Here is a 24,747-nt window from a genome sequence, read left to right as displayed (position 1 = left end):
GATGGCACGTGACATTGTGGTTGATCCAGATCAGCTGACAGGACTGGCGAATGATGTTGTAGGCGAATTGTCTGTCATTGAAACGAAGCACCGCGATTTACATAGTGAACTGGATGGTCTCATTTTAGGCTGTGATCCTCGGTATAGAAGCTGTTTTTCAGGTGTCGGGGATGCATGGGGAGCAGGACAAGCATTGATCAGTAAATTGAGCAGTGATGATATTGCGATTCGTCATGCAAAAGATAAAATGGTCGAAGCAGACGATATTTTACGGAAAATGTACAGCATCTATGATCAATATGGTACACTCACGAGCTTAGCTGGTATTGTGATGATGCAGGCGAAATACTACGGGCTTGGGATGACGACCTTCATTAAAGACAATGGCCGGTATGCAGCGCAGCATTCAAAGCTGCTGCTTGATCTGACCAGCCGGGTAGAAGGAACGAGATTTGACCGGTTAGCAAGGATTTGGCTGAGTAAAAAAGAATTATTAAAACGATCAAACTGGTCGATGGCTGATTTGGTCCATAAGAAATTCACAAAATTTTATCCTGACGATACAGTTGCATTCACGAATAGTGTCCGTGACTTTACAAAAGGAAGTATCAATTGGAAGGACACGGCTGCGATCAAGTCTGTTTTGAAAAATGGATCAAGATTCGCCAAAGGAAATGCCATCATTGCAACGGTTGTCACTGGTGCAACGGAAACGGTCGGCTGTGGATTGAAAATTGCCGAGAACTATGCAGAATTCGGTGATCAGCCAGAAGTCCTTAAGCGTGAAAATGCGAAGGCTGTTGGAAATGCAGTGAACAATACGGTCTTTATCGCTGGCGGGTCTGTCGCAGGTGCCGTTGTCGGAGGAGCTCTTGGAAGTTTTGCAGGACCGATTGGAACCGTCGTTGGAGGAGCCATTGGTTCCGCAGTCGGTGGATTTATAGGAGAAAAAGTCGCCAAGCTGACATCAGGCTTTGCTGAGCAGGTTGCAGTGAAATTAAAGGACCCAATTCATGCGGTCGTGGATAAAGGGAAACAAGCATTCGAGCTGGCGGGTCAAGGTGTGAAAGCAGTCAATGACACCATTGATCAGGCAAATCAGGTGATACATAAAGGGATAGAAAAAACAAAAGAAACCGCAGATTCGCTCATTAAAGGTGCAGGCGATTTCTTTAAGGGTGCATTTTCTTTTGGATAAGGAGAGATCAAGTTGGATCAGCTAAGTCTAAGTATTGAGGAACTCATCTTTAGTTTTTACAGTGAAGGCTATTTTGAACAGGGCATGTCCTTAAAGGAAGCGTATTATCCTGATGTAGAGGACGAGCGCCTAGGGTTTTTATTTGAAATTGCGTGCCGCTCTTTGCTCGCAAAAGGTGTACTTGAATTTCAAAACAGACAATATCGTTATAAAGCGGAATACCGTCATTTCATTCAGGCGATGAATGATGCATCTCACACCGTCAAGGCGTCTCGATTTGGGGATAAAGATGAAGAAGTCAGTACCTCCTTTCACACGACACAAATGGGCGTATATGCGCACCATACGCTGTATGATCAACAAGTCCATCAGATTCAAAAACTGAAAGACGACCAGCTGGCAGAGGAGCAAGTGACTGACTTTTTCAACATACAGATGAGTGAACACCCTGCACCTGTCGTCACCCTGCAAGCAGAGGAATTTGAAAAGCTATTAGAGCAAGCAAGTGAGGCGAAGAATGAGTGGCCCTCCTTCCTTCATCGAGCAGAGAACGAAGAACTCGTGCAGGCATTTGTTTCTGATGTAAAGGCGAGAAAAGGAAAGATGGACTCCCTGATGAAGGTCGTCTACGACAAAAACAATACGCCTGATGTGGAGTCCATGTTATTTGTCATTCCAGGTGAGGAACAGTCGTGGCTTGTGTCGGGAATAAAAGAAAATGAATTTCGCATTGAGACGGCTCATAGAGACGGATTACGTTCTATATTCTAATGGAGAAAAGGAGAATGACGCTTGAATCCAAGTGAAGTAATAGAAGTGAGGAGCAGGACCTTTTTAAGGGTATGGGCATTTTTAGCAACAGGCGGCTTCGGTATCATCGGTATTTGGTTGTTTTCAGAAGCTCTTACATTTGAATCGAATTATACATTGTTTTTATTTTTAGGCGGACTACTAGGCATTGTTTATGGCTGGATCTCTTTCTTGATGATTTTACCGGCTTTTACGAAGAGAGGAAATGTGATTTTTCGCATTCAGCGCGGGAAGAATGGCGCGGTTTTACATCGCGGGCAAGCGATCCCTTTTCAAGACATTCAATCCATCGATATGCGCAGGCATCGGTACAGTGTACGGGGATTTCTCTTTATGGATGTGCTCATTCGGAAAATTGATGGGAAATTGATCAAGATTCCAGCGTACAGTATTTTAGATGAAGAAGTATTCGAGCAAGCCGTCAAACAAGAGATCTACCCATATTTAAATCAGTCAGCCCAAGAGAACTGGAGACAGCAGCATGGTCAGGTCGAAGAGCAGATCGACTAGGATGTATTTTCCATGATTCCGAAGGATGAGGTGCCACTTTTTCGAAGAAATCGTGTATGATGTCAGTAAAGACTGAACACTCGGAGAGGTGATGAGAGATGGATAAAGAGATGGTAATCGACCTCGTCACAGAACAAATGGCACGGATTCGAAAAGAAAAGAATTATACGCAGGACCGCATGGCTGAGGTACTTGGTCTATCGAAACGGCATTTGCAGCAGGTTGAAAAAAATAGGCTGCGCCTCAACTGGACGCAAACTGCGGCCGTATGTGCATTATTCAGGGATAGTGACATTTTAAAAGGGACACTTGGGGATGATCCGCTTGAGATTCTGGAAGTCGTGGCACATGATGAATTGCATCTATCGGTGGAACGTACGATTGGCGGAAAGGTTTGGTGGCGGACGTCTATCAAAAAAGGCACATTTCGTCTTCAGCAAAATGTGCTTAGTCAGCATTACCGCATCTTAGATGATGAGAATTATCGCTATTATAGTTCGTTTAATAAAGATGAAGCGAAGCGGCGGTTAGAGGAATTAAGTCAGCTGTCTTCTCCTTATTCATAAGCAGCTGATAGGAAAAAGGAAAGAGAGGCACCCGATTGATAGGGGCCTCTCTTTTCTGTGTTTATACTTTTAGAGTGTTTTTCGCCCGAATAAAGGCAACAAGCTGTTTGATTTCTTCATCATTTAGGGGAACGCCGTCGACAAGGATGGTTCCTTCTTTTGCTTCCGTCAGTTCAATTTTGATATCAGAGATTTTGCGTTGTATCTCTGGCTCGTCCGTTCTACCAAGTAAAAAATCAATGGACGTATCATACAAATCAGCCAGCCGCTTCACTGCTTCAAGCGAAGGTCGTCGGTACCCAGATTCGTAACCGGCATAGGTGCTTTTGGCGATACCTAGGCGATCTGCCGTATGCTGGAGAGACCATTTTTTCTTTTTTCTAAGGGTGGTTAAACGATCGAGTATCATTACATGAACGCTCCTTTATATACAACAACAGTATATCATATTTTGACATGGAATGTACGCGTTATGCGTAATAATTTCTTGATTAATTCGCGTTATGTGACTATAATGGCAATGAAGGTACGCGTAAAGCGTATATTATAGAATAGCACAAGCTAGCTTATAATATGTGTGACAAACGAAGTAATTTTATTGAAAGAGGTGGACCTGTTGAAGAAATTATTGCTTTTAACCACTGGTGGGACGATTGCATCTGTAGAGAGTGAAAACGGTTTGGCTCCAGGTGTTAAAGCTGAGGACCTTTTAAGCTATTTAAACGAAATTAATGCAGAGTATACAATGGACACAAAGTCCCTAATGAGTATAGATAGTACAAATATGCAGCCTGAATACTGGGTGGATATTGCAACAGCCATTTATGAAAATTATGATCAATATGACGGTTTTGTTGTCACGCATGGTACAGACACGATGGCCTATACATCAGCAGCTCTTTCTTATATGCTGCAAAATCCGGATAAGCCAATTGTCATTACAGGCTCACAAATCCCGATTACGTTTAAGAAAACAGATGCGAAGAAAAACATCACCGATGCGATTCGCTTTGCATGTGACGGCGTAGGCGGCGTGTATGTTGTCTTTGATGGCAGAGTCATTCAAGGAACACGCGCAATCAAACTAAGAACGAAAAGCTATGATGCATTTGAAAGTATTAACTACCCATATATTGCATCGATTGAAAACCATCAAATTGAATACAATAGCAAAGTAAAAAGATCGTCAATGAAACCGCTTAAATTAGACGCATCTTTAAACACCGACGTTTGTCTCTTGAAATTGCACCCAGGTCTAAAGCCTGAGTTCTTAGATGCAATCAAAGGCGTCTACAAAGGAGTCGTGATCGAAAGCTACGGCAGCGGCGGTATTCCTTTCGAAGGAAGAAACCTTTTAGAGAAAATCAACGAATTGCTCGAAGAAGGCATTTCTGTTGTCATCACAACTCAGTGTCTTGAAGAAGGAGAAGACATGAGCGTGTATGAAGTAGGACGCAAAATCAATCAAGAACTGGTGGCACGTTCACGAAACATGAACACAGAGGCTATCGTGCCGAAACTCATGTGGGCACTAGGTAAAACAACAGACCCAAGAGAAGTGAAAAAGATTATGGAAACGCCAATCGCAGAAGATTTAGTGATTTAACTATTCTATAGAAAGCAGGTCATATCAGATGGTTCAAGCAACTTATCGCTATGAGAAGGATTTTCTGGGTGAAAAAGAAATTCCGGCAGACGTGTATTATGGGGTTCAAACCCTTCGTGCAAAAGAAAATTTCCCGATTACAGGATATCGCATGCACGAGGAACTGATCAGAGCCTTTGCCATCGTGAAAAAAGCAGCAGCTCAAGCCAATATGGAAGTTGGACGTTTATATGAAGGAATTGGAAATGCCATCGTACAAGCCTCTGATGAAGTTATTGAAGGCAAGCTGCATGAGTACTTTATTGTAGACCCAATCCAAGGCGGCGCAGGAACGTCGATGAATATGAATGCCAATGAAGTGATTGGAAACAGAGCGCTAGAAATCATGGGACATCAAAAGGGTGAATACATCCATTTAAGCCCAAACACACATGTAAACATGTCACAATCGACGAATGACTCGTTTCCAACAGCGATCCACATCGCTGTATTGAAGCAGTTAGACATTCTGCTTGAAACAATGCAAACGATGCAGGACGTATTCAAAAAGAAAGCAAAAGAATTTGATCATGTGATCAAAATGGGACGTACACACCTGCAGGATGCTGTTCCAATTCGTTTAGGACAGGAATTTGAGGCATACAGCCGCGTGCTCAGCCGTGACATTAAACGGATCAACCAATCAAAGCAGCATTTATATGAAGTGAATATGGGTGCAACAGCTGTTGGGACAGGCCTAAACGCAGATCCTCGTTATATTGAAATCGTGGTGAAGAAGCTAGCAGATATTTCTGGTCTTCCGCTTGTAGGCGCAGAGCATCTCGTTGATGCTACGCAAAATACAGATGCTTACACAGAAGTGTCCGCCGCATTAAAAGTATGCATGATGAACATGTCTAAGATTGCCAACGACCTTCGCCTAATGGCATCTGGTCCACGTGCAGGACTTGCTGAAATTGCATTGCCCGCTCGTCAGCCTGGATCATCCATTATGCCTGGGAAAGTCAATCCAGTTATGGCAGAGCTCATTAACCAAATTGCATTCCAGGTCATTGGGAACGACCATACCATCTGTCTTGCTTCTGAAGCAGGCCAGCTTGAGTTAAATGTGATGGAGCCTGTTTTGGTCTTTAACTTGCTTCAATCTATTAGTATAATGAATAACGGATTCCGCTCATTCACAGATCATTGTTTAGTGGACATTGAAGCAAATGAAAAACGTTTGAAAGAATATGTAGAAAAAAGTGCAGGCGTCATTACTGCGGTAAACCCTCACTTAGGCTATGAAGCCGCGGCTAGAATCGCAAGGGAAGCTATTTTAAGTGGAGAATCTATTAGAGATCTTTGCTTGCAAAATGATGTGTTAACAGAAGAAGAACTTGATATTATTTTGAATCCATACGAGATGACAAAGCCTGGTATTGCAGGACAAGAACTGCTAGAACGGGAATAATATCAAAAATTTTATTTTATTAATATGTCGAATTGCCTGTGAAATAGAGAAAAACAGGCAATTCACTTTCTTTCGAATTGACACACTTTTTTCACAATATTTTGAAAACGCTTAACGCACTCACAAAGGGAGGAAACACAATGAAATCACCACGTCTGCCGTCTATGTTAGAAGTCGTGTCTGTACTTGGCTTATTTTTAGCAATTGTTTTATCTTTTACTCTTTATTTCAAATTAGATATCCAACTAGCATTGTTTATCTCATGGTTTATAGTTATCGCATTAGGTATTCGATTGGGGCATTCATATAAGGATCTTCAAAATGCGATCACAAAAGGGATATCGAATGGTCTAGAAGCCATTTTAATTTTAATTGCAGTAGGTGCACTTGTTGGTACATGGATTGCAGGTGGAGTTGTACCTACGTTAATTTACTACGGTCTAGAGTTTATTCATCCTAATATCTTCTTATTAGCTACACTTGTCATCTGTGCACTCATGTCCATTGCAACAGGAACCTCTTGGGGGACGGTTGGAACGGCAGGGATTGCGATGATCGCAATTGGTGAAGGGCTAGGTATCCCACTTCCGATCGTGGCAGGTGCCGTCTTATCTGGTGCTTATTTTGGAGATAAATTATCCCCATTATCAGATAGTACAGTGCTCGCTTCCTCTCTTTCAAAAGTGGACGTGCTGGCGCATGTTCGAGCGATGATGGTTTTATCCGTACCAGCCTTTGTCATTACGGCCATTATGTTTACGGTTACAGGCTTTATGTATGGCGGACGCAACATTGATCAAGATAAGGTAGAATTTTTGAAAAATGCCCTTCATGATACATTCACCATCAACATTTGGATGGTCATCCCAGCAGTAGTGGTTGTATTACTGCTCGTATTTAAGAAACCTTCAATGCCTGTTATTGCCATTGGTGCTCTTTTAGGATCTATTTGGGCGATGGCTTTCCAAGGAATGAATCCAGCAGATGCGATTGGTTCAGCATACAATGGCTTCTCTATTAATTCAGATGTAGATTTCTTAAATACGCTGTTAAATCGTGGCGGTATTGTGAATATGCTTGGATCTTTAGTTGTCATTATTCTCGGGCTTGGTTTTGGTGGCGTACTTGAATATCTCGGCGTCTTAAAAGTGATTGTCGCTACTTTCGAGAAGAAATTATATAATGCAGGAAATGTAACCTTATCTACACTTGTTGTTGCATTCTTCGCAAATATTTTTGGCTGTGCAATGTACGTTTCATTAATTCTTACACCGAAAATTATGGAAAAAAGCTACGATAAATTGAAAATAGACAGACGCGTTCTATCTAGAAACGCTGAGGTCGGTGGAACAATGACGTCTGGTATGGTTCCGTGGTCAGATAACGGAATTTACATGGCTGGAATTCTAGGCGTCTCGACATTCTCATATTTACCATTTATGTGGTTGAGCTTTGTTGCCATTGCTCTTGCCATTATCTACGGATATACAGGGAAATTCATTTGGTACGTCAAAAATCAACAAGACTCAGAAGAATCGGCTTCATAAGCCGTTTACAAAAGCCGCCTCAATTAGGCGGCTTTTGCTTGTCCTAGGACCGAGAGACTACATATGATATAAAGAAGATGATCGGGAGTTTAGACCCTTTATAAAAGAGGTCTAAAGGGGTAATGTGAAGCAGAACGAAAGCATATTTATCCCATAAAAAGGGTACAAATCCCTATTCAAACATGAGTCTTTGAACCTTATAATAACAATATTGGAAAAAGTGCTATTCACCTTACGCTCGTTTAGAGGAACTCTAAGCAGCGTTTTTATTTTTTGACAGGAGGAGGAACCCATAATGAGCTTGTCGGATATGCTGTCTGCCCTAAACGGTGGCATTACAAGTAAAAAAGCAGAAATTGAAGAGAAAATCGCTCGACTTAAAAAGGCGAAAAGTAAGGTCGAACGAGAACAAGATGCGGCAGAAACAGACCTGAAGCAAATCAAGCAGCCAAAGCTTGGGGCCTCTTGGAAAGGTGAGCGAAGCAAGGATTTCAAATCAGAGCGGAATGAAGCACATGATGCGCTGCAAACGATTGTGAACGACAAATACCCACGCTACGTGAGCCGCATCGAATTCAAAATCAGTACATTAGAAGCTGAACAAACTGCGTTATCCTTTGCCAGTTCCTTAGCTGGAGACGCCGCACGTCTTGCTGAAAAAGGAGAAGACGCAGTAGAGGACGCCAAACGCTTGATCTCAAAAGCATGGAACAGTTTTTAAAGCTGCTTTCATGCTGAACAAATCTGGAGGATATCACGATGGGACAAATTAAGTTAAACTACCAAACAGTTATGAATCAACTAGATGAAGTCTCCCAAGCAGTCGAAGCTTTAATGATGAAAAAAGCAGCAGATAAAGCGGGTGAAAACAGCCTTGAATTTGTGACCAAATGGACGGCACGTGAGGCAGAGGTGAACGAAATGGTCTCAAACTTTAAAGAAGCCTTAATCAAAAATGTCCAGGACACGCGCTCGAATGTGAAAACCTTAAAAGAACAGGACGAAGCGATTGCTGCAAAATAATCAGCACAATCGCTTTTATTTATGGATTACATTTGCATGATAAGAAATATAGTTCAATGGAATCATATAAAATTCAGGATGTACGACCTTGTATTATTCCGTTTTTCTTCCAAACACGTCACTAAAAGGACACCTTTTCCCTATTTAAGACTGAGGCTTTTCACCTTATACTATACTTAATGAAAGCGAAACGATAGAAATGTCAGGATTGGAAAAATCAAGTGAGTCGATAGCTTCCAAGGCTCTGACGCTGTGCTTTCGTATGAGGTCCGATAGAGGTGGATGACATGAGTTTATCCGAGATGCTACACCATCTGCATATGGGAATTGAAAACAGACGTGCAGAATTTGATGAAATGATCTCTCGGTTAAAGACAGCCAAAAGCAATATTCGAACAGAACAAGATCTTGCGCAGTCAGACATAAAGGAAATTAAGAAGCCTGCTCTAGATTCGTCATGGAAAGGTGAGAGAGGAACCGACTTTCATCGCCACCGAAAAGACGCCTACCATGTAATGCACGACATCGTGAACAATGAGTATGAAAAATATATAACCGAGATTGATCAAAAAATCTTGCACTTTGAATTAAAAAAAATGGAGCTGGCTGTTGCCAGTAATTTTGCCGGAAGAGCCCAGGACGTGATGGAAAAGGGCGAGGATTTTGCAAAGGATGTTAAACATTTGATTGAACGGGGCTGGAAAGCTCTTTAAAATAAAATATAAAACAGCCGTCTCATAAGCGAGCGGCTGTTTTTTTGTTTAGTCACATCCACCACCGCTATCGCCTGAATCTCCCCCGCAGGAGGCATCAGAAGCGTGATGAGTATATGAATCAGTATAGGTACTTGTCGTTGAACTGTGATGTGAAGAACGCTTAGCAGATGTACGTTTATCCTTTGATGTGAACAGGTGGGCAATGATTGCTCCTAAAGAAGCCAATATGATCATAACAACAAACATAAAAGAACCCATGATGCATCCCTCCTCTTGTTTCATCATCATACGATTGAGCCATATTGAGGTTCCCGATTTGTAAGAAAAACTGGGCAAAGAGTTCTATTTTCGTTTATGATGATAGGCAAAAGTAAATGCCAAGGGAGGAGAGCCCATGCTATCTTTACGTCAGGAGGAGCTCCTGAAACGCTTGATGCAAGCGGAGCAGGAACTGACAAGTGAAGAAATTGCCCGCGTGATTGGCGTCACATCACGAACCATCCGAACAGATATGAAAACGCTTAAATCTATAATAGATGAACAAGGAGCCGCACTACATATCAAACGCGGGGCAGGGTATACATTGACCGTCGAGGATTATGGGGCATTTCGTACATTTTTGAAAAAGTCGCTGAGAGAAAGAAACGAAAAAAAGGAACAGGTCATTCCCAATCAGCCTAAAGACCGTGTGGCGTATCTATTGAAAAGGCTGCTTCTGTCTGAAGACTATATCAAATTAGATGGGTTGGCAGAGGAACTATTTGTGAGTGAATCGACAGTGAAGAATGATTTGAAAGCGGTCAGACATTTGTTTTCATTACATGGACTTTCTGTAGCACATCGCCCTAAATATGGATTGCGGCTGACAGGGGATGAAATGAAATTAAGATATTGTATGGCTGAGCATGTGTTTCAGCAAGAGCATGCGAACTCTGCGCTGTTACCTGAAGAAACGTATCAATTGGTTCAGGACATTGTGCGTTCACGTACAAAAGCAAGCGGACTTCATCTGTCAGAGATCGGTTTAAGTAATTTAGTCACCCACATCGCCATTGCATGCAAACGAATTGAAGAGAAAAAACTAGTCATGATGCCAGAAGCGGAATTGAAAGACATTCAAGTGCAGCCTGTTTTTCAAGTGGCTCAACAAATGGCAGAAGATATTCGGCATGTATTAGCTATTGATTTTCCGTTATCTGAAATGGCGTACATTGCGATTCACTTGATGGGTGCCAAGATGATGGCATATGGAGATGACGGCCATACGCTATTTCACCTTCTAGACGAAGATCACTTTCGCTTCACTCACCAATTACTTGCTTATGTAGAGGAGCACATGTCACTTGATATTCAATTTGATAAGGAGTTGATCGTTGGATTAAGTCTTCATTTGCGTTCCGCCATTCATCGTTTTAAGTACGATATGAACATTCGTAACCCCTATTTACCGGACATTAAAAGGCATTATCCCATTGCATTTGAAGCGGGTGTCTATATGGGCAGATGGCTGAAGGAAAAAGAGGGGGTCGAGATCCATGAGGATGAGATTGGGTATTTGGCGCTCCATATCGGTGCTGCAATCGAGCGGACAAAATCACAGCATGTGAGAAAGAGATGCCTTATTGTGTGTGCAACGGGTGTCGCCAGCAGTCAGCTCCTTCTTCATAAGCTGACGGCGGCTTTTAGCGGAAGGCTGGAGATCGCTGGAACTGCAAGTATTGGGGATCTTCCTTCGTATGATTTGAGAAGCATTGATTTTATTATTAGTACCATTCCGCTTCAGAACACATTGCCGGTGCCAGTGATTGATGTACATACGATTTTAAGTGACGATGATATTGTACGGCTGAAACGTTTTGTGCAGGATCCACAGGATACAGGGGTTTTGCGGTATGTCAGTCCGGCGCTGGCATTTTTTCAGCAAGACCTTCAATCAAGAGAAGAGGTTCTTCAATTTTTCGTGAACGTGCTAAAGGAACAACATCGCATCCCGGACGAGTTTGAACAATTATTGCTGGAAAGAGAGCAAGTGTCCCCGACATCGTTCGGTCATTTGGTCGCGATTCCTCATCCGATGAAGCCGGCAACAGATGACACGTTTTGTGCGATCTGCACGTTGAAAAAAACGGTGCTGTGGGGTGAAGATCGAGTACAAGTCGTTTGTTTGTTGAGTATCCAGAAGACGTATCAAAAAGAATTACAGTCGCTTTATCAATTTCTTGTGCGGCTGACAGAGCGGAAGGAAGTGGTGGAACAACTCATCAAGGCCGCTTCATTTGAGGAACTGACGGCGGCGCTTCAAGTATTGGAGCATCCGAATGAAAAAACGGGACACCCATTTCCGCATCTGTGAGGAAAAAGATTAGATGTTAATGAAAGCGCTTTTAAAATAACATCAAAAAGGAGGATGATCACGAGTTTTTGCAAAGGGGGAGACGGATCATGAGCTTCAAGGAGAAAGCGGCAGACGTCATGGGGAATGTGGCTTATCGCATCACGAATCAGAAATATATTATGGCGATTAAACAGGCATTTGTCACATTGATGCCAATCATCATTACAGGGGCTTTTGCTGTATTGGTGGCAAATATGATCATGAGCCCGGAAACAGGGCTTGCTCATTTTGAGATATTCAGATTTTTAGCGGAGCTTCAGCCAATTATGAAGGCAATCAATTATGCCACGCTGAACTTTTTAACGATTGGGGCTGTGTTCCTCATCGGGATAGAGCTTGGGAAAATCAACGGGCACAAGTCCCTGTTCCCAGGGCTGATGGCTTTGATTTCATTTATATCTGTTATTCCAACGACACTTCTTCTTGAAGTGGATGGATCGATGCGTGAGGTTGTAGATGTACTGGCAAGGCAATTTTCTGATCCAAAAAGCTTATTTTTAGGGATGATCATTGCGATCATATCTGTGGAAATCTTTTGTAAGCTGACCGAGGTGAAATGGCTTCAAATCAAGATGCCAGATTCTGTTCCATCGAATGTTGCGACATCTTTTTCGTCACTTTTTCCTTCGATCATTACGATTACGATCATTAGTTCATTCGGCTTTGCATTTCACCGTTTGACAGGCATTTATTTGCATGAAGCAGTGTATAACGTGGTGCAGCGCCCGCTAGAAAGTGTTGTACAGGGTCTGCCGGGGATTTTAACATTGATGTTTGTGGCGCAATTTTTCTGGGTGATCGGCATCCATGGCAACCAGATGATCAAACCGATCCGGGAGCCGCTCTTATTAGGGTCGATTGCAGTGAATATGACAGCATTTCAAGAGGGAAAAGAGATTCCGAATATCATCACGATGCCATTTTGGGATGTGTATATGAGTATTGGTGGTTCAGGTGTGACCATTGGGCTTTTGATTGCGATTTTTATTGCTGGAAGAAGGGAAGAGATGCGAAGCATTGCCAAGCTCTCATCTGGGCCGGGCCTCTTCAACATCAATGAACCCGTTATTTTTGGATTACCCGTTATGTTAAACCCTGTGATGGCAATCCCATTTATCGTCACACCGCTTGTGACAGGGACGATTGGTTACATTGCGACAGCTACAGGATTTGCTGGAAAAGCAGTCGTGATGGTGCCGTGGACGACACCGCCGATTGTGAATGCATGGCTGTCAACCGCTGGCAGCATGGGAGCTGTCATTACACAGCTCATCTGTATTGTAGTAGCAGTCTTCATCTATTTGCCATTTGTTCTCTTGTCTAACCGCAAACCAGAAGCGGCACCAGATTCAGAATAAAAGGAGGGGCATGAATGAACATGCAATGTAAGTGGTATGGAGAGGATGATCCCGTTTCACTTGCGCGTAAATATGCGAAAAATGGCGCATCCACTTTGCTCATTGACGAAATGCCATCGTTCATGAAAATGGTGATTTTGAAGAGTCAGCGCACCTTTCGTCAGCAGGAAGTCTTGATATGGGGGCAATTGTGAAGGCTTTGTTTGAAGAGAGCTCTAATGGCTATGTCCGGTCGGATCATGGACGTATGATCTTTGGCGAGACAGGCAGACCTGGCTACGGTTTATATGATCGAGCACTTGGGGCTGTGTATTTGCAAGGAATTTGGGAGGGGCTTCACGTTCAAACGAGGAAAGGGAAGGTAGCGATATGAACAGAATCGAGATTCCAAGTGATTTTATCCTAGGTGCAGCGGCTTCTGCTTGGCAAACAGAGGGATGGAAGGGAAAGCAGGTGCATCAGGATTCGTACATTGATTCATGGTATAAGGAAGGTTATCACGTGTGGCACGAAGGATATGGTCCGGCTGGTGCGACGAACTTTTACGAGCGCTATCCTGAAGATGTGGCCTTAATGAGAGAGATTGGACTGACACATTATAGGACATCGATCAATTGGTCGAGGTTTCTCATAGATTACGAGAAGGGGATTGTGGATGAGACCTATGCCCGTTACATTGATGACTTGATCAATGGATTAATTGCAGCAGGTGTAGAGCCAATGTTTTGCTTAGAGCATTATGAGCTTCCTGCCGTTTTGCTTGAGAAGTATGGCGGATGGTCATCAAAGCATGTCGTCGAGCTGTTTGTTCTCTATGCGGAAAAAGTGTTTGAGCGCTACGGGGACAGGGTCAAACATTGGTTTAGCTTTAATGAACCAATTGTTGTCCAAACACGTGTTTATCTAGATGCCATCCGTTATCCCTTTGAGCAAAATACGAAAAAATGGATGCAGTGGAACTATCATAAAGCGCTGGCAACAGCAAAAGTGGTGAAGCTGTTTCGGGAGATGGGATTGAAGGAATCGACAGGTGCAAAAATCGGGGTGATTCTCAATCCAGAAGTGACGTATGCAAGATCCTCTGCCCCGCATGATCAAGAAGCGGCACGGATGTATGATTTGTTTTTCAATCGAATGTTCTTAGATCCCTCCATCAAAGGGGAGTATCCAGAGGAATTGCTCGATGTGTTGAAAAAGCATGATATTCTTTTTGATTCGACAGAGGAAGAGCTTCAGGTCATCAAGAATCATACGGTCGATGTCGTCGGGCTCAACTTATACTATCCGCATCGTGTCAAGGCGCCGAGTAAGGCGTGGAACGAAGGGACGCCATTTCATCCGTCTTATTATTACGATATGTTTGAGCTGCCAGGGAGAAAAATGAATCCATTCAGAGGCTGGGAAATATACCCAAACATTGTCTATGATATGGGGATGAGAATAAAAGAAGAATACGGAAATATCGAGTGGTTTGTAGCCGAAAACGGGATGGGTGTAGAAAAGGAAGAACGGTTTAAAAATGAAGACGGTATCATTGATGATCAGTATCGCATTTCATTTATCAGCCAGCATTTGAAGCGGGTACTTCAAGCGAAAGCAGAAGGATCAAATTGCACGGGCTATATGCTGTGGGCTTTTACGGATAATGTCTCACCGATGAATGCCTTTAAAAACCGCTACGGGTTAGTCGAAATCCAGCTGGAAAATGAACGGAATCGCCAGTTGAAAGCATCAGCGTATTGGTACCAGACATTAATCAAAACAAGGGAACTGAAGGTTGAAACAGAAGTCATCTATCGATAGGAGTGATGGAATATGAAACGAATCATTCTCGCTTGTGCCGCAGGAATGTCGACGTCCATTGTAGTGTCCAAAATGAAGGCTGCTGCAGAAGCTAAAGAGCTGGATTATGATATCTACGCCATACCTGAAGGGGCCATTGCGGATGAATTAGAAGAGCATGGAGGAGATGTTCAGGTGATTTTACTTGGACCGCAAGTAAGCTTTATGAAAAAGGCAGCAGAAAAAACCGCTGCACCTTATCAAATACCTGTCGATGTCATCAATGTGAGATTATACGGAACAGCGAACGGGGAAAAAATACTAGAGCATGCTCTGAAACTAGCAAATGAATCTTAAGTAATTGGAGGAGAAGCAGATGACGGTATTAGAGGAAATGCAGGGAGCAGCCTTTCAAATCATTGCTCATGCAGGCGAGGCAAGAAGTCATTATGTCGAAGCGATTCGTCTAGCAAGAGCAGATGATTTTGAAAAAGCACAGCAGTTGATTGAAAAAGGGGAGGAAGCGTTTCGAAGCATCCACAATCTGCACTTGCCGCTGATCCAAAAAGAGGCGGCAGGTGAGCAGCTTCCCTTTTCTTTACTGCTGATACACGCAGAAGATCAAATGCTCACAACAGAGACCATTCATCTGCTCGCCATCGAAATGATCGAAATGTGTAAAAAAATGAACGCCCTGTCAAAATAGATATCAGCTATTAACCAATTTCTGTTATAATCATTCGGTAGATAGAGAGAAAGCAGGATTGGTGAATGAAAAAAACATGTATGTTGATTGCGGTTGGTCTTTTGGTGCTGCTCATTTCGGGCTGTATGGGAACGAAGGAGCAAACGATAGGAAACCAGCAAGTAGTCAAAGAGGAAAAGGGTCCATTACGATTAAAAGAAACAGAAGAGATTCAGCAGACAGAAGCAGCAGAGATTGATACACAAAGTTGGATTGAGCAAAAGGAGCCGGTAGAGCTTCCGATTTTGATGTATCACAGCATCTCCAGCGGCAACTCGCTTCGTGTACCAAAGAGCGAGTTTGCGGCTCATATGAAATGGCTGAAGGACAACGACTATGTCACGCTGTCGCCAGAAGAAGCTTACCGCGTCTTCACAACAAATACGAAGCCAAGTGAAAAGTGTGTCCTCATTACATTCGATGATGGATATACCGATAACTATACAAAGGCATTCCCGATTTTAAAGCAGTATAGAATGAAGGCAACGATTTTCATGATTGCGCAATCCATTGGGCGCCCGAACCACTTAACGGATGATCAAATGGATGAAATGATAGCAAATGGGCTTTCGATTGAGAGTCATACAATTCATCATTTAGAGCTCAATCGTTTATCAAAGGAGCAGCAGAAAGAGGAATTAAAAGGATCAAAGGCATTCTTTGATCAACGTTTTTCTCAGCATACGAGAATGGTCAGCTATCCTGTCGGACGCTATAACGAAGACACGCTAAAACTAGCGAAGGAAGCCGGTTATCAAATGGCTGTCACCACTGAACCAGGACATGCGAAAAAGGAACAAGGCATGATGTCCTTGCATCGTATCCGCGTGTCACCGGGACTTTCACCCGAAAGCTTTGGCAGACTGGTAGAGGGGAATCGATAGAGATCAAATCACAAATGTTTCACATGAAACATTTTACGACAAGTTTCACGCTGATGATTGGTGAATCGACATTTGGGTGGTTCAAAGGCGAAACAGAACTTTCATGAAGATGGAAGTTCTGTTTTTTTATCATTCATCAAAAAATTCCATATGAGTTTTTTCTTGCTTGTAATAATCGATTCGATCTTTCATGGTCCCGGTATGAAACTCAAATTTATGTCCATCAGGGTCCGTAAAGTAGATCGACTGATGATCTTTTTCATCTCTCGGACGGCCTGGCAAGATGTTGACGTTCAAATGTTTTAGCTTGTTGTACATGTGATCTACATCCTCTTCATCAATTGAAAAAGCGATGTGCGTGTAAGCGTGCTGAATGTCTTGACGAGGAATGTCTTTTTCCACATTCAGGGCAAGCCATAGCCCGTTCAAATCAAAGTAAGCTGTCTTTTTTCCTTTTACTAATAAAGTGGCGTCAAATACGTTTGTGTAAAAATCAATAGAGGTTTCTAAATCAGAAACAGAAAATAACAAATGATTGATTCCTTTTATCGACATCACATTCACCTCAAAACATATTTGAAAAAAAGCCTGTAGATGGGGTCTACAAGCTTGTTTATTGATAAACAGGATAGCCCGTTATTTTGATATCTTTCCCTAGTGGTTCTACTGAGAGTTGATCCAATTCGATGGCATCACTCATGAGGCGTATGCCTTCGCCTCCAAAAAAGGAAGGGGACAGCCGACCGCCAATGAGTTTAGGTGCCATATAGATGACCAATTTATCTACAAGCTGCTGTTCTAAAAATGAGGCATTGACCTGGCCGCCGCCTTCAATCATGAGGGAGGAGACATTTCTTTCTCCCAGCACTTGAAGCACTTCTTGCAGGGGCACCCGCGTGTCGCTATCTGTTATAAAGACACTGACGCCAGCTGCTTCTAAAGCGGCTCGTTTTCCCTCATTGGCTTGCTTTGTCGTAAAGATCCATGTAGGTGCCGTCTGATCAGTGACGATCTTTGCTGTCAGCGGTGTTGACAGCTTAGAGTCTAAGACAATTCGAATCGGATGATGCCCATTTGGAATCCGTGCAGTTAGTGAAGGATCGTCATGAATAACGGTTTGAGCACCGACCAAAATCGCATCATTGATACTGCGGATATGATGAGCATCATAACGAGATGTTTCAGATGTAATCCATTTACTGTCAGACGTAGCAGACGCAATTTTTCCGTCTAAGGTAATACCTGCCTTGAGCGTCACGAAAGGTGTTTTTTTCGTAATAAAATGATTAAATACTTCATTCATGAGAATGGATTCCTGTTCCAGTACGCCTGTAATCACTTGGATGCCAGCATCTTGTAAGATGGCAATCCCGCGGCCTGCGACAAGCGGGTTCGGGTCAAGCGCTGCCACGACAACGGTTTCGACGCCTGCTTTCACAAGTGCTTCCGCGCAAGGGCCTGTGCGGCCGTGATGGGAACAAGGCTCGAGGGTCACATAAATGGTGGCTCCTTTTGCCTTGTCTCCAGCCATTTTAAGTGCATGAATTTCAGCATGCGGTTCACCGGCTTTCATGTGAGCACCGACACCAACAATTTCATTCTCTCGCACAATCACAGCCCCGACGAGCGGGTTTGGAGAGGTCTGACCTTTCATTGCCTGTGCATTTTCAAGGGCTAGATTCATATATCGCTCATGATGTGGCAATCGTACGCACCTCTTGCTCCGCCTTCATGTGACCTGAGCGGTTGATTTTTGTCTGTAAGTATTTTTCATTAAACTCCGAGACATCACCCCAAAGCGGAATGCGTCCAGAAAGAGATAGACCTGCATGGCTGATGGCATCTGTCTTTTTCGGATTATTGGTAATGAGTCTGACTGGCTTTGTACGAAGTGTTTGAAGAACCGCGATGGCTTCTTCATATTGACGCGTGTCATCTTCAAAGCCGAGTGCTTCGTTCGCTTCTACTGTATCGTAGCCGTTTTCTTGAAGAATATAAGCCATGGCTTTACTGAAAAGTCCAATACCGCGGCCTTCATGATTGGCTAAATAGAACAGTGCACCTGCACCATTGTCTTCAATCATCCGCATGGACTGCTTCAATTGGAACCCGCAATCGCAGCGCTTGCTTCCGAAAATATCACCAGTGTGGCAAATGGAATGCATGCGGATAAGGGCTTCGTCAGCGTGCTCGAACTCCCCATACACTAGAACGCTTGACTGCTGATGATCGGCAAGCTGGCGGGACGAGAGGCTTTCAATTAAAGCGTCATCTGACAATGGCTCTTTTCCATCGTCTTTTAACCATGAATACCAGTTGAACATCACGGTTCTGCCGTCTAAATTCACTGGCAATTTAATGGGTCCAGTGATATATATATACCCGTCTTCTTGCTGTACTCGTTTGATTTTATCTTTTAAAATGGCTGTTTTAAGATCTGTGTGTTTGTCCATATTCTGCACCTTCTTTTTTGTCTGTTTCTTCAATCTGTAAACGAACGAGAACGCCAAATGGATCAACAAATTCGTTACTTTTCCCTGTTGTTTTCACTTGAGTGCCTGCTTTTGTCAGACGCTCGACAACGGACTGTCTGTCTGCTTCTTGTGGGAATACCAGTGTATAGCTTCTAATTCCTGAAAAACGTGGATCAATGGCTCCTTTTCGTCCCCGTCCCCATGCATTAAAGGCAAGGTGATGGTGGTACACACCAGCGGCGATAAACAGGCTTGCTGGTGGAGCCATTCTGATGTGAAAACCGAGCGTATTGACATAAAAGGAATCAGCTTCTTCTGGGTTAAGATGGAAATGTAAGTGTCCCATAACTGTACCAGCGGGAAGTCCTTCCCAATTTGTATCAGCGGCTTCTTGCAGGAGACCATCTCCATCAAGAGGTGCATTTCCGCCACCTTTCAGTTCTCCATGCTCACCTACCCAAACGTCCTCAGGGCGATCAGCATATATTTCTACGCCAATGCCGTCAGGGTCACTTAAATAAATGGCTTCACTGAAAAAGTGATCGCTTGCTCCAATTAAAGGATAGCCTTTTTTGATCACATGTGCCAGCCATGTGCCCAGGTTTTTTCTGGTAGGTAATAAAACAGCAAAATGATAAAGTCCTGGCTCATGATCAGGCTTCTCCTTGAGCTGTGCATCCTCTTTTAACAAAAGAATGGGTTCCTTTGCACTGCTTCCAAGAGTGACGGTGGATTCCGTCTGTTCTACTATTGTAAATCCTAAAATGTCTGTATAAAAAGGTAAAGAACGCTCAAAGCTGGACACATGTAACTCTGTTACACCCAATCTTAGCTCCTCAATTGTCTTCAAGCTCGGTCAGCTCCTTCATGATATATGCATCGGCATGTTCAAATGTTTTTGAAAATCTATAAAAATGAATACCTTGTTACTTAAAGTAACTAAACTATATAATAGTTAGTGACTTATTTCAAGTAATTAATTGTGCTATAATGAAAAAAAAGAGAGAAAAGCGGGAGGGAGTAAGGTATGGCTCAAGTAGATGGCTGTCCAATCACAGATGCCATGGAGATTCTAGGCAAGAAGTGGGTCATTCTCATCATCAATCAGCTTCTGACAGGCCCTAAGCGTTTCTGTCAGCTTGAAAATGAAATGGACATCAGCGGACGATTATTATCAGAAAGGCTGAAGGATTTAGAGGCTGAAGGACTCGTTGAGAAAAACGTATACCCTGACATTCCAGTACGGATTGAATACGAATTAACAGCGCAAGGGAAGAAAATTGAGCCGATTATTCGTGAAATGTATGCTTGGTCTTTAGAACGTAAAAACAGCAAAAAAGGGGAACATGTCCCTTCCTAATCGATTTCGATCAGTCTGTCTGGTCGAAATTTTTTTTGTGCGATTTTCCAGAAATCTAAGTCAATAGTATGAAAAATGATGTTGACAATAAATTCATTCATCATATAATATCAAGGAGAAGAGGGTTCTTTTCCCTGTAATGGAATGGAGGTTATGCCATGGTATCATGAATGGGACAGATTACCTAAAACACGTTTCAAACCATCATTTAGAAACAGACATCTTTGGCTTTTAGGAAGCAAAGATTTATTTTTTCAACTCAATTGATAATGATTATCATAATCATCTATAAGTGTGATCCAGCGCTTATGAAGGTTATTTTTTTTATTGTCTATTGAGAATAATTATCAATATCATTTAGGAGGGTTCACATGAAAGCCATTCGTTCAACATCACACGTATTATTGTTCTTTAGTTTTGTTCTATTATTTGCCCTAGCCCCGGTTAGCTCAGCCTCAGCAGCAGGCTTAGCAGATGGTCAACATTCAGCACAATATGTGGTATGGAAGGCAGATAGCGATTCGACTTCAACAGCGAATACGTATTTTGAAAAACCAGCCAAGCTTGTCGTGAAGAATGGAAAAATCAAAGCACAAGTCACGTTAACGAATAGCTCTTGGATCACAAGCTTTAAAACACTTGATCAAGGTGTGTACAAAGATGCGAAGGTGATCAGTACAAATACAGCTGCAAATAAGAGAACGGTTGAATTCAACGTGAACAGCCTGACAGAAGTCGTACCAGCAAAAGTGAGCGTGACTGTACCGGTCATCGGATATACAGGCAATTACGACATCCGCCTCAAGTTTGATGCAGCATCTGTTCAATAGAAAGGGAGGAAATTCGCTTGATGAAAAAAATGATGAGGCTATCAGTCTTCATGACCGCTTTATTATTGGCACTTATGCTGCCTTTTTCAAACGCACAGGCTGCCACGTTAAAGGATGGTACATACTCCGTCAACTATACTGTGCTGAAGGCTGAAGGAAATGCGGTTTCCATGGCAAATGATTACTGGCTGAAGCCAGCAAAAGTGATTGCAAAAAATGGGAAGCTGACTGTACAAATGACCATTAAAAATAGCAGCTGGGTGACGGAATTTAAAGTGCCGGGAAATGGCGGCTATGTCGACACAACGGTTCTCTCAACTAATAAAAAAGCCAACACAAGGCTTGTTCAGTTCCAAGCTCAGAGCTTGTCTAAGCCAATCAAGTCAAAAATTCATGTCACTGTTAAATCTGCTGATTATGATCATGATTATACCATTCAGCTGAAATTCGATGAGAGCAGCATGAAATCGCTTTCGTCTAACAGCACAAACAAATCAGCGGGTGCAGCAGAAGATCAGCAGCCATCAAAAGAATCAACGAAAACATCTGATTCATCCACGACAAAACAAGAAGAGAATCCTCAAACTGGTGATACAAACCAGACAGGGTGGCTCCTTGTGCTTGCTCTATGCTCAGGCGGGTTTTTAGCAAGAAAGTGGATCATCAAGCATTAAGAAAGGAAGTGTCACCATTTGAAACGTCTTTTTCATCTAAAGGCAGCTATTCTGCTCGTTTTATTCAGTTTATTGACTGCGTTTCAGATTCCTCAAGGAACGGCTCAAGCGGCATCATTTGTTGATGGTGAATACACGGCCGGATTCACCATTTTAAAGAATGGCAGCACAGAAGCGTCCATGATGGATACGTATACAGAAAAGCCAGCTAAGCTGATTGTGGAGAATGGCAAGACAACAGCCTATGTCACGCTGAAGCAAAGCAAAGAGATTACAGATTTCAAAGTTGAACAAAATGGTGCTCTTGTCACCACTGAAACCGTCAGTGAGGATGAAACAGCCAATACACGTGTGATCAAATTTGATGTTGCTGACTTATCAGCCAAATTAAACGGCTGGGTGAAAATTTACTGGGATTTAGGCGGCTTTATTTATGACGAAGCGTATGACGTACAGCTTGCATTCGATCAAAGCAGCCTAACACTCGTTACACCTGCAAAGCCAGACGATAACGAAACAAAACCGGATGACCAAAACGGGTCAAAGCCAGACGATAATGAAACAAAGCCGGATGATCAAAACGGGTCAAAGCCAGACGATAACGAAACAAAGCCGGATGATCAAAATGGGACAAAGCCAGACGATCATCAGGCAACACCTGGCAATAACAATGGCACAAAACCAGATGATTCTGCGCAAAATCAATTAAAAGATGGCGAATACCGCATCAATTACAGTGTGCTGAAAGGGGATCAGGACGAGGCATCTCGGATGAACCAATACTTCTCACATCCTGCATCCTTAACCATCAAAAATGGAAAACAAACCATTTCCTTTACGGTGAAGGATCATACGTCTGTCGCTTCCTTGAAAACAGAGAAAAACGGATCTTATCAAGAAGTGAAGACGGTCAGCACAGATAAAGCAAAGAACACAAGAGTGGTGTCATTTGATGTCGCTGATCTGAAAAAAGCGGTCAAAGGAAAAGTACACATCGTGGTAGCAGCTGCTCACTATGACCAAACCTACGATATTCGTTTTCAATTCGATGCAAAGAGTATCGCTCCACTTAAGGACGGGCAGGTAGAGGAAGAAACACCGGCTGCACCAGAAACACCAAAACCAAACACACCATCACCAGAAACAAATAACGGCGGAGCTGCTCAAGAGACGGCTAAGCTTAAAGATGGTGTATACAAGCTGCCTTTCTCAATGAAGAAAGCAGACAAGGATGAGCCTTCTCGTATGAACGATTACGTCGTGAGCCCTGCGACATTGGTCGTAAAAAATGGCCGCCATTTCGTTTCATATACAGTGAAGAACAGCTCAGCCATCACATCCTTCCAAGTAGGGACAGGCGGGAAATATGAAGAGACTCTTGTCGCAAAAACAGATCAAAAAGCAGACACACGAGTGATTCAATATGAAGCCAAAAGTTTAAGCACTGCTCAAGCAGCACGCGTAAAAATTGATATTCCGGCTGCGAATTATCATGAGCAGTACGATGTCAAACTTGTCTATGACACAAAAGGAATCACTCTTGGTGAAGGAAGCGGCATTGCTATGGTAATCGGAGACGATGAGAGTATCGGCTTTGTCAAAAATCCAAATGATCGCGATTCTCAAACAAATCAGCTTGAAAATCTAGCGCCAGAGGAAACAGGCGCAGAGCAGATGACATTTACTCCATCAGATGACCAAACCAAGTCTGAGACTGGACAGTTGAATCCGAAAACAGGAGATACCTCTCTTTTTTGGGTGTATATTCTTTTATTCGGCGGGTCATTATTCGTACTCGTAAGAAAGTATCAAACAAGAACAAGATAGATGGATTAGTTTAAGTGAGATGCGCAATTTCTCTCGGCGCATCCACTCTCTTTTTTCGAAAGGAGGCTTCTGTTTTTGAAGCATCGAATGTTATGTACCCTGATCGCTGCTCTTAGTGTGTGCGTGATCTTATCGGGCTGCTCACAGTCAGCCGAAAGTTCAGCGAAAGGCAAAAAAAGCGCAGAATCAAGTGCGCGCATTGTGGCAACGACTGTAGCTGCTGTGGAGATTATGGATGCTTTAGAGGTGGATCTTGTCGGGGTGCCAACAAGTCAAAAATCCTTGCCAGCTCGTTATAAAGGACTGCCGGAAGTCGGTAATCCAATGAGCCCGGACATGGAAATCATCCAATCACTTCAACCGACAGATGTCCTGTCTGTCACAACCCTTCAATATGATTTAGAGACACCCTTTCAGCAAGCAGGTGTCCCTGCCACATACTTAAATCTCGAGAGCCTTGGTAGCATGGAGAAGGCGATCACGAAGCTTGGAGCTCAGTATGACAGAAAGAAACAAGCCGAGCGCATCGTGTCTGACTTTGAACAAAAAAAGAAAGACATACAAGAGAAGACGAAGGGAAAGCGCAAGCCGTCCGTTCTGATTTTGCTTGGTGTACCGGGCAGTTATTTGGTGGCAACAGAGAATTCATATATTGGTGATCTTGTACGTATCGCAGGCGGAAAGAACATTGTCAAAGGTGAGAAAATGGAGTATTTGGCATCTAATACGGAGTATTTACAAAAAGCCAATCCAGATATCATACTCCGGGCCGCACATGGGATGCCAGATGAAGTTGTCCGCATGTTTGATCAAGAATTTAAAACAAATGACATCTGGAAGCATTTTCATGCGGTCAAGCAAGACCGGGTGTACGACCTCGAAGAAAGCTTATTTGGGACAACGGGCAATTTAAAGGCAGCAGAAGCATTAGATGAACTAACGCGTATGCTCTATCCGTCATAAGCGGCGAATCTTAATGATAAAAGGAC

The 24,747-nt window shown here is 43.0% G+C and carries 29 protein-coding genes; 23 read left to right on the top strand and 6 right to left on the bottom strand.

The annotated features are described in order from the left end of the window. Position 1 precedes the first annotated feature (1 nt). From C6344_RS13575 to C6344_RS13560, 4 genes are all read left to right on the top strand, one after another. The gene (locus C6344_RS13575; RefSeq protein WP_034660741.1) at positions 2 to 1,198 is read left to right on the top strand and encodes a DUF6861 domain-containing protein; all 1,197 of its coding nucleotides are present in this window, start codon (positions 2 to 4) and stop codon (positions 1,196 to 1,198) included. Positions 1,199 to 1,210: 12 nt separating this feature from the next. After that, positions 1,211 to 1,969, top strand: coding sequence for a hypothetical protein (locus C6344_RS13570; RefSeq protein WP_060597601.1), 759 nt, complete (start codon positions 1,211 to 1,213; stop codon positions 1,967 to 1,969). 21 nt (positions 1,970 to 1,990) lie between these two features. Then, positions 1,991 to 2,518: a YfjD family protein gene (locus tag C6344_RS13565; protein ID WP_034660472.1), complete on the top strand. Its 528-nt coding sequence runs from the start codon at positions 1,991 to 1,993 to the stop codon at positions 2,516 to 2,518. Between the two features lie 98 nt (positions 2,519 to 2,616). Next, positions 2,617 to 3,084, top strand: coding sequence for a helix-turn-helix domain-containing protein (locus C6344_RS13560; protein WP_034660471.1), 468 nt, complete (start codon positions 2,617 to 2,619; stop codon positions 3,082 to 3,084). 61 nt (positions 3,085 to 3,145) lie between these two features. Here C6344_RS13560 and C6344_RS13555 read toward each other — a convergent pair whose 3' ends face one another. After that, positions 3,146 to 3,493 carry a helix-turn-helix domain-containing protein gene (locus C6344_RS13555; protein WP_003214932.1) on the bottom strand — a complete coding sequence of 116 codons (348 nt, stop codon included), beginning with the start codon at positions 3,491 to 3,493 and terminating at the stop codon, positions 3,146 to 3,148. Between the two features lie 207 nt (positions 3,494 to 3,700). On the opposite strand from C6344_RS13555, the gene C6344_RS13550 reads away from it, so the two are divergent. From C6344_RS13550 to C6344_RS13525, 6 genes are all read left to right on the top strand, one after another. Continuing rightward, positions 3,701 to 4,690, top strand: a complete 990-nt coding sequence (locus C6344_RS13550; RefSeq protein WP_003215391.1) for an asparaginase — start codon at positions 3,701 to 3,703, stop codon at positions 4,688 to 4,690. 28 nt (positions 4,691 to 4,718) lie between these two features. Further along, positions 4,719 to 6,143, top strand: coding sequence for an aspartate ammonia-lyase (gene aspA / locus C6344_RS13545; RefSeq protein ID WP_066031535.1), 1,425 nt, complete (start codon positions 4,719 to 4,721; stop codon positions 6,141 to 6,143). 140 nt (positions 6,144 to 6,283) lie between these two features. Further along, complete coding sequence (gene nhaC, locus C6344_RS13540; protein ID WP_106042955.1) at positions 6,284 to 7,690, top strand: Na+/H+ antiporter NhaC; 1,407 nt, start codon at positions 6,284 to 6,286, stop codon at positions 7,688 to 7,690. Positions 7,691 to 7,985: 295 nt separating this feature from the next. Continuing rightward, on the top strand, positions 7,986 to 8,411 hold the full coding sequence (locus C6344_RS13535) for a YwqH-like family protein (RefSeq protein WP_060597597.1): 426 nt from the start codon (positions 7,986 to 7,988) through the stop codon (positions 8,409 to 8,411). A gap of 38 nt (positions 8,412 to 8,449) precedes the next feature. After that, positions 8,450 to 8,713 carry a YwqI/YxiC family protein gene (locus C6344_RS13530; RefSeq protein ID WP_060597596.1) on the top strand — a complete coding sequence of 88 codons (264 nt, stop codon included), beginning with the start codon at positions 8,450 to 8,452 and terminating at the stop codon, positions 8,711 to 8,713. A gap of 287 nt (positions 8,714 to 9,000) precedes the next feature. Then, the gene (locus tag C6344_RS13525) at positions 9,001 to 9,426 is read left to right on the top strand and encodes a YwqH-like family protein (RefSeq protein WP_060597595.1); all 426 of its coding nucleotides are present in this window, start codon (positions 9,001 to 9,003) and stop codon (positions 9,424 to 9,426) included. A 48-nt stretch (positions 9,427 to 9,474) separates the two neighbouring features. Here C6344_RS13525 and C6344_RS13520 read toward each other — a convergent pair whose 3' ends face one another. Next, on the bottom strand, positions 9,475 to 9,687 hold the full coding sequence (locus C6344_RS13520) for a hypothetical protein (RefSeq protein WP_223250412.1): 213 nt from the start codon (positions 9,685 to 9,687) through the stop codon (positions 9,475 to 9,477). A 136-nt stretch (positions 9,688 to 9,823) separates the two neighbouring features. Here C6344_RS13520 and C6344_RS13515 point away from each other — a divergent pair, with 136 nt between their 5' ends. The 8 genes from C6344_RS13515 (at position 9,824) to C6344_RS13485 (ending at position 16,593) form a co-directional block, all read left to right on the top strand. Then, positions 9,824 to 11,782, top strand: coding sequence for a BglG family transcription antiterminator (locus C6344_RS13515; protein WP_106073005.1), 1,959 nt, complete (start codon positions 9,824 to 9,826; stop codon positions 11,780 to 11,782). 89 nt (positions 11,783 to 11,871) lie between these two features. Next, positions 11,872 to 13,182 carry a PTS sugar transporter subunit IIC gene (locus tag C6344_RS13510; RefSeq protein WP_034660464.1) on the top strand — a complete coding sequence of 437 codons (1,311 nt, stop codon included), beginning with the start codon at positions 11,872 to 11,874 and terminating at the stop codon, positions 13,180 to 13,182. Positions 13,183 to 13,196: 14 nt separating this feature from the next. Further along, the gene (locus C6344_RS19035; protein WP_223253274.1) at positions 13,197 to 13,376 is read left to right on the top strand and encodes a hypothetical protein; all 180 of its coding nucleotides are present in this window, start codon (positions 13,197 to 13,199) and stop codon (positions 13,374 to 13,376) included. Then, on the top strand, positions 13,298 to 13,555 hold the full coding sequence (locus tag C6344_RS13505) for a mannonate dehydratase (protein WP_223254337.1): 258 nt from the start codon (positions 13,298 to 13,300) through the stop codon (positions 13,553 to 13,555). Before C6344_RS19035 ends, C6344_RS13505 begins: the two co-directional genes overlap by 79 nt. Further along, positions 13,552 to 14,985 carry a glycoside hydrolase family 1 protein gene (locus tag C6344_RS13500; protein ID WP_060597592.1) on the top strand — a complete coding sequence of 478 codons (1,434 nt, stop codon included), beginning with the start codon at positions 13,552 to 13,554 and terminating at the stop codon, positions 14,983 to 14,985. Before C6344_RS13505 ends, C6344_RS13500 begins: the two co-directional genes overlap by 4 nt. 12 nt (positions 14,986 to 14,997) lie before the next feature. Beyond that, the gene (locus C6344_RS13495) at positions 14,998 to 15,321 is read left to right on the top strand and encodes a PTS sugar transporter subunit IIB (RefSeq protein ID WP_060597591.1); all 324 of its coding nucleotides are present in this window, start codon (positions 14,998 to 15,000) and stop codon (positions 15,319 to 15,321) included. Positions 15,322 to 15,340: 19 nt separating this feature from the next. Continuing rightward, a complete protein-coding gene (locus C6344_RS13490) occupies positions 15,341 to 15,670 on the top strand; it encodes a PTS sugar transporter subunit IIA (RefSeq protein WP_060597590.1) in 330 nt (109 codons plus the stop codon). A gap of 65 nt (positions 15,671 to 15,735) precedes the next feature. Further along, the gene (locus tag C6344_RS13485) at positions 15,736 to 16,593 is read left to right on the top strand and encodes a polysaccharide deacetylase family protein (RefSeq protein WP_106073004.1); all 858 of its coding nucleotides are present in this window, start codon (positions 15,736 to 15,738) and stop codon (positions 16,591 to 16,593) included. Between the two features lie 129 nt (positions 16,594 to 16,722). Here the strand turns inward: C6344_RS13485 and fosM are convergent, their stop codons facing one another. Genes fosM through C6344_RS13465 form a run of 4 tightly spaced genes read right to left on the bottom strand, consistent with a single transcriptional unit; the run spans position 16,723 to position 19,917 of the window. After that, entirely contained in the window at positions 16,723 to 17,148 is a 426-nt protein-coding gene (gene fosM / locus C6344_RS13480; RefSeq protein ID WP_106073003.1) for a FosM family fosfomycin resistance protein, read from the bottom strand. Between the two features lie 58 nt (positions 17,149 to 17,206). Then, positions 17,207 to 18,298 (bottom strand): bifunctional diaminohydroxyphosphoribosylaminopyrimidine deaminase/5-amino-6-(5-phosphoribosylamino)uracil reductase RibD, encoded by a 1,092-nt coding sequence (gene ribD, locus C6344_RS13475; protein ID WP_106030675.1) that lies wholly within the window; start codon positions 18,296 to 18,298, stop codon positions 17,207 to 17,209. After that, on the bottom strand, positions 18,285 to 19,046 hold the full coding sequence (locus tag C6344_RS13470) for a GTP cyclohydrolase II (RefSeq protein ID WP_066031541.1): 762 nt from the start codon (positions 19,044 to 19,046) through the stop codon (positions 18,285 to 18,287). Before C6344_RS13470 ends, ribD begins: the two co-directional genes overlap by 14 nt. Further along, positions 19,024 to 19,917: a VOC family protein gene (locus C6344_RS13465; RefSeq protein WP_106073002.1), complete on the bottom strand. Its 894-nt coding sequence runs from the start codon at positions 19,915 to 19,917 to the stop codon at positions 19,024 to 19,026. Before C6344_RS13465 ends, C6344_RS13470 begins: the two co-directional genes overlap by 23 nt. A 177-nt stretch (positions 19,918 to 20,094) precedes the next feature. On the opposite strand from C6344_RS13465, the gene C6344_RS13460 reads away from it, so the two are divergent. The 5 genes from C6344_RS13460 (at position 20,095) to isdE (ending at position 24,721) form a co-directional block, all read left to right on the top strand. Next, complete coding sequence (locus tag C6344_RS13460; RefSeq protein WP_060597584.1) at positions 20,095 to 20,427, top strand: winged helix-turn-helix transcriptional regulator; 333 nt, start codon at positions 20,095 to 20,097, stop codon at positions 20,425 to 20,427. A gap of 371 nt (positions 20,428 to 20,798) precedes the next feature. Further along, positions 20,799 to 21,257, top strand: a complete 459-nt coding sequence (locus C6344_RS13455; RefSeq protein WP_066031542.1) for an NEAT domain-containing protein — start codon at positions 20,799 to 20,801, stop codon at positions 21,255 to 21,257. Positions 21,258 to 21,277: 20 nt separating this feature from the next. Further along, positions 21,278 to 21,931 carry a heme uptake protein IsdC gene (isdC, locus tag C6344_RS13450; protein WP_060597745.1) on the top strand — a complete coding sequence of 218 codons (654 nt, stop codon included), beginning with the start codon at positions 21,278 to 21,280 and terminating at the stop codon, positions 21,929 to 21,931. Positions 21,932 to 21,949: 18 nt separating this feature from the next. Next, a complete protein-coding gene (locus C6344_RS13445; RefSeq protein ID WP_106073001.1) occupies positions 21,950 to 23,758 on the top strand; it encodes an NEAT domain-containing protein in 1,809 nt (602 codons plus the stop codon). A gap of 75 nt (positions 23,759 to 23,833) precedes the next feature. Then, positions 23,834 to 24,721, top strand: a complete 888-nt coding sequence (gene isdE, locus C6344_RS13440; protein ID WP_034660451.1) for a heme ABC transporter substrate-binding protein IsdE — start codon at positions 23,834 to 23,836, stop codon at positions 24,719 to 24,721. The last annotated feature ends 26 nt before the right edge of the window (positions 24,722 to 24,747 follow it).

This window comes from Bacillus sp. GBSW19, assembly GCF_002998655.1.
Lineage (GTDB): Bacteria > Bacillota > Bacilli > Bacillales > Bacillaceae > Bacillus.
Note: the sequence above shows the minus strand (reverse complement) of the source record. Positions and strands in the feature narration are given on the sequence as shown.

Coding starts and splice junctions, on each gene's coding strand:
- C6344_RS13520 (WP_223250412.1), bottom strand. CDS start 9,687: ATGGGTTCTTTTATGTTTGTTGTTATGATCATATTGGCTTCTTTAGGA.
- C6344_RS13510 (WP_034660464.1), top strand. CDS start 11,872: ATGAGCTTCAAGGAGAAAGCGGCAGACGTCATGGGGAATGTGGCTTAT.
- C6344_RS13470 (WP_066031541.1), bottom strand. CDS start 19,046: ATGGACAAACACACAGATCTTAAAACAGCCATTTTAAAAGATAAAATC.
- C6344_RS13525 (WP_060597595.1), top strand. CDS start 9,001: ATGAGTTTATCCGAGATGCTACACCATCTGCATATGGGAATTGAAAAC.
- C6344_RS13555 (WP_003214932.1), bottom strand. CDS start 3,493: ATGATACTCGATCGTTTAACCACCCTTAGAAAAAAGAAAAAATGGTCT.
- C6344_RS13530 (WP_060597596.1), top strand. CDS start 8,450: ATGGGACAAATTAAGTTAAACTACCAAACAGTTATGAATCAACTAGAT.
- C6344_RS13560 (WP_034660471.1), top strand. CDS start 2,617: ATGGATAAAGAGATGGTAATCGACCTCGTCACAGAACAAATGGCACGG.
- nhaC (WP_106042955.1), top strand. CDS start 6,284: ATGAAATCACCACGTCTGCCGTCTATGTTAGAAGTCGTGTCTGTACTT.
- C6344_RS13575 (WP_034660741.1), top strand. CDS start 2: ATGGCACGTGACATTGTGGTTGATCCAGATCAGCTGACAGGACTGGCG.
- C6344_RS13455 (WP_066031542.1), top strand. CDS start 20,799: ATGAAAGCCATTCGTTCAACATCACACGTATTATTGTTCTTTAGTTTT.
- isdC (WP_060597745.1), top strand. CDS start 21,278: ATGAAAAAAATGATGAGGCTATCAGTCTTCATGACCGCTTTATTATTG.
- C6344_RS13535 (WP_060597597.1), top strand. CDS start 7,986: ATGAGCTTGTCGGATATGCTGTCTGCCCTAAACGGTGGCATTACAAGT.
- C6344_RS13490 (WP_060597590.1), top strand. CDS start 15,341: ATGACGGTATTAGAGGAAATGCAGGGAGCAGCCTTTCAAATCATTGCT.
- fosM (WP_106073003.1), bottom strand. CDS start 17,148: ATGTCGATAAAAGGAATCAATCATTTGTTATTTTCTGTTTCTGATTTA.
- C6344_RS13495 (WP_060597591.1), top strand. CDS start 14,998: ATGAAACGAATCATTCTCGCTTGTGCCGCAGGAATGTCGACGTCCATT.
- C6344_RS13500 (WP_060597592.1), top strand. CDS start 13,552: ATGAACAGAATCGAGATTCCAAGTGATTTTATCCTAGGTGCAGCGGCT.
- C6344_RS13485 (WP_106073004.1), top strand. CDS start 15,736: ATGAAAAAAACATGTATGTTGATTGCGGTTGGTCTTTTGGTGCTGCTC.
- C6344_RS13460 (WP_060597584.1), top strand. CDS start 20,095: ATGGCTCAAGTAGATGGCTGTCCAATCACAGATGCCATGGAGATTCTA.
- C6344_RS19035 (WP_223253274.1), top strand. CDS start 13,197: ATGAACATGCAATGTAAGTGGTATGGAGAGGATGATCCCGTTTCACTT.
- aspA (WP_066031535.1), top strand. CDS start 4,719: ATGGTTCAAGCAACTTATCGCTATGAGAAGGATTTTCTGGGTGAAAAA.
- C6344_RS13515 (WP_106073005.1), top strand. CDS start 9,824: ATGCTATCTTTACGTCAGGAGGAGCTCCTGAAACGCTTGATGCAAGCG.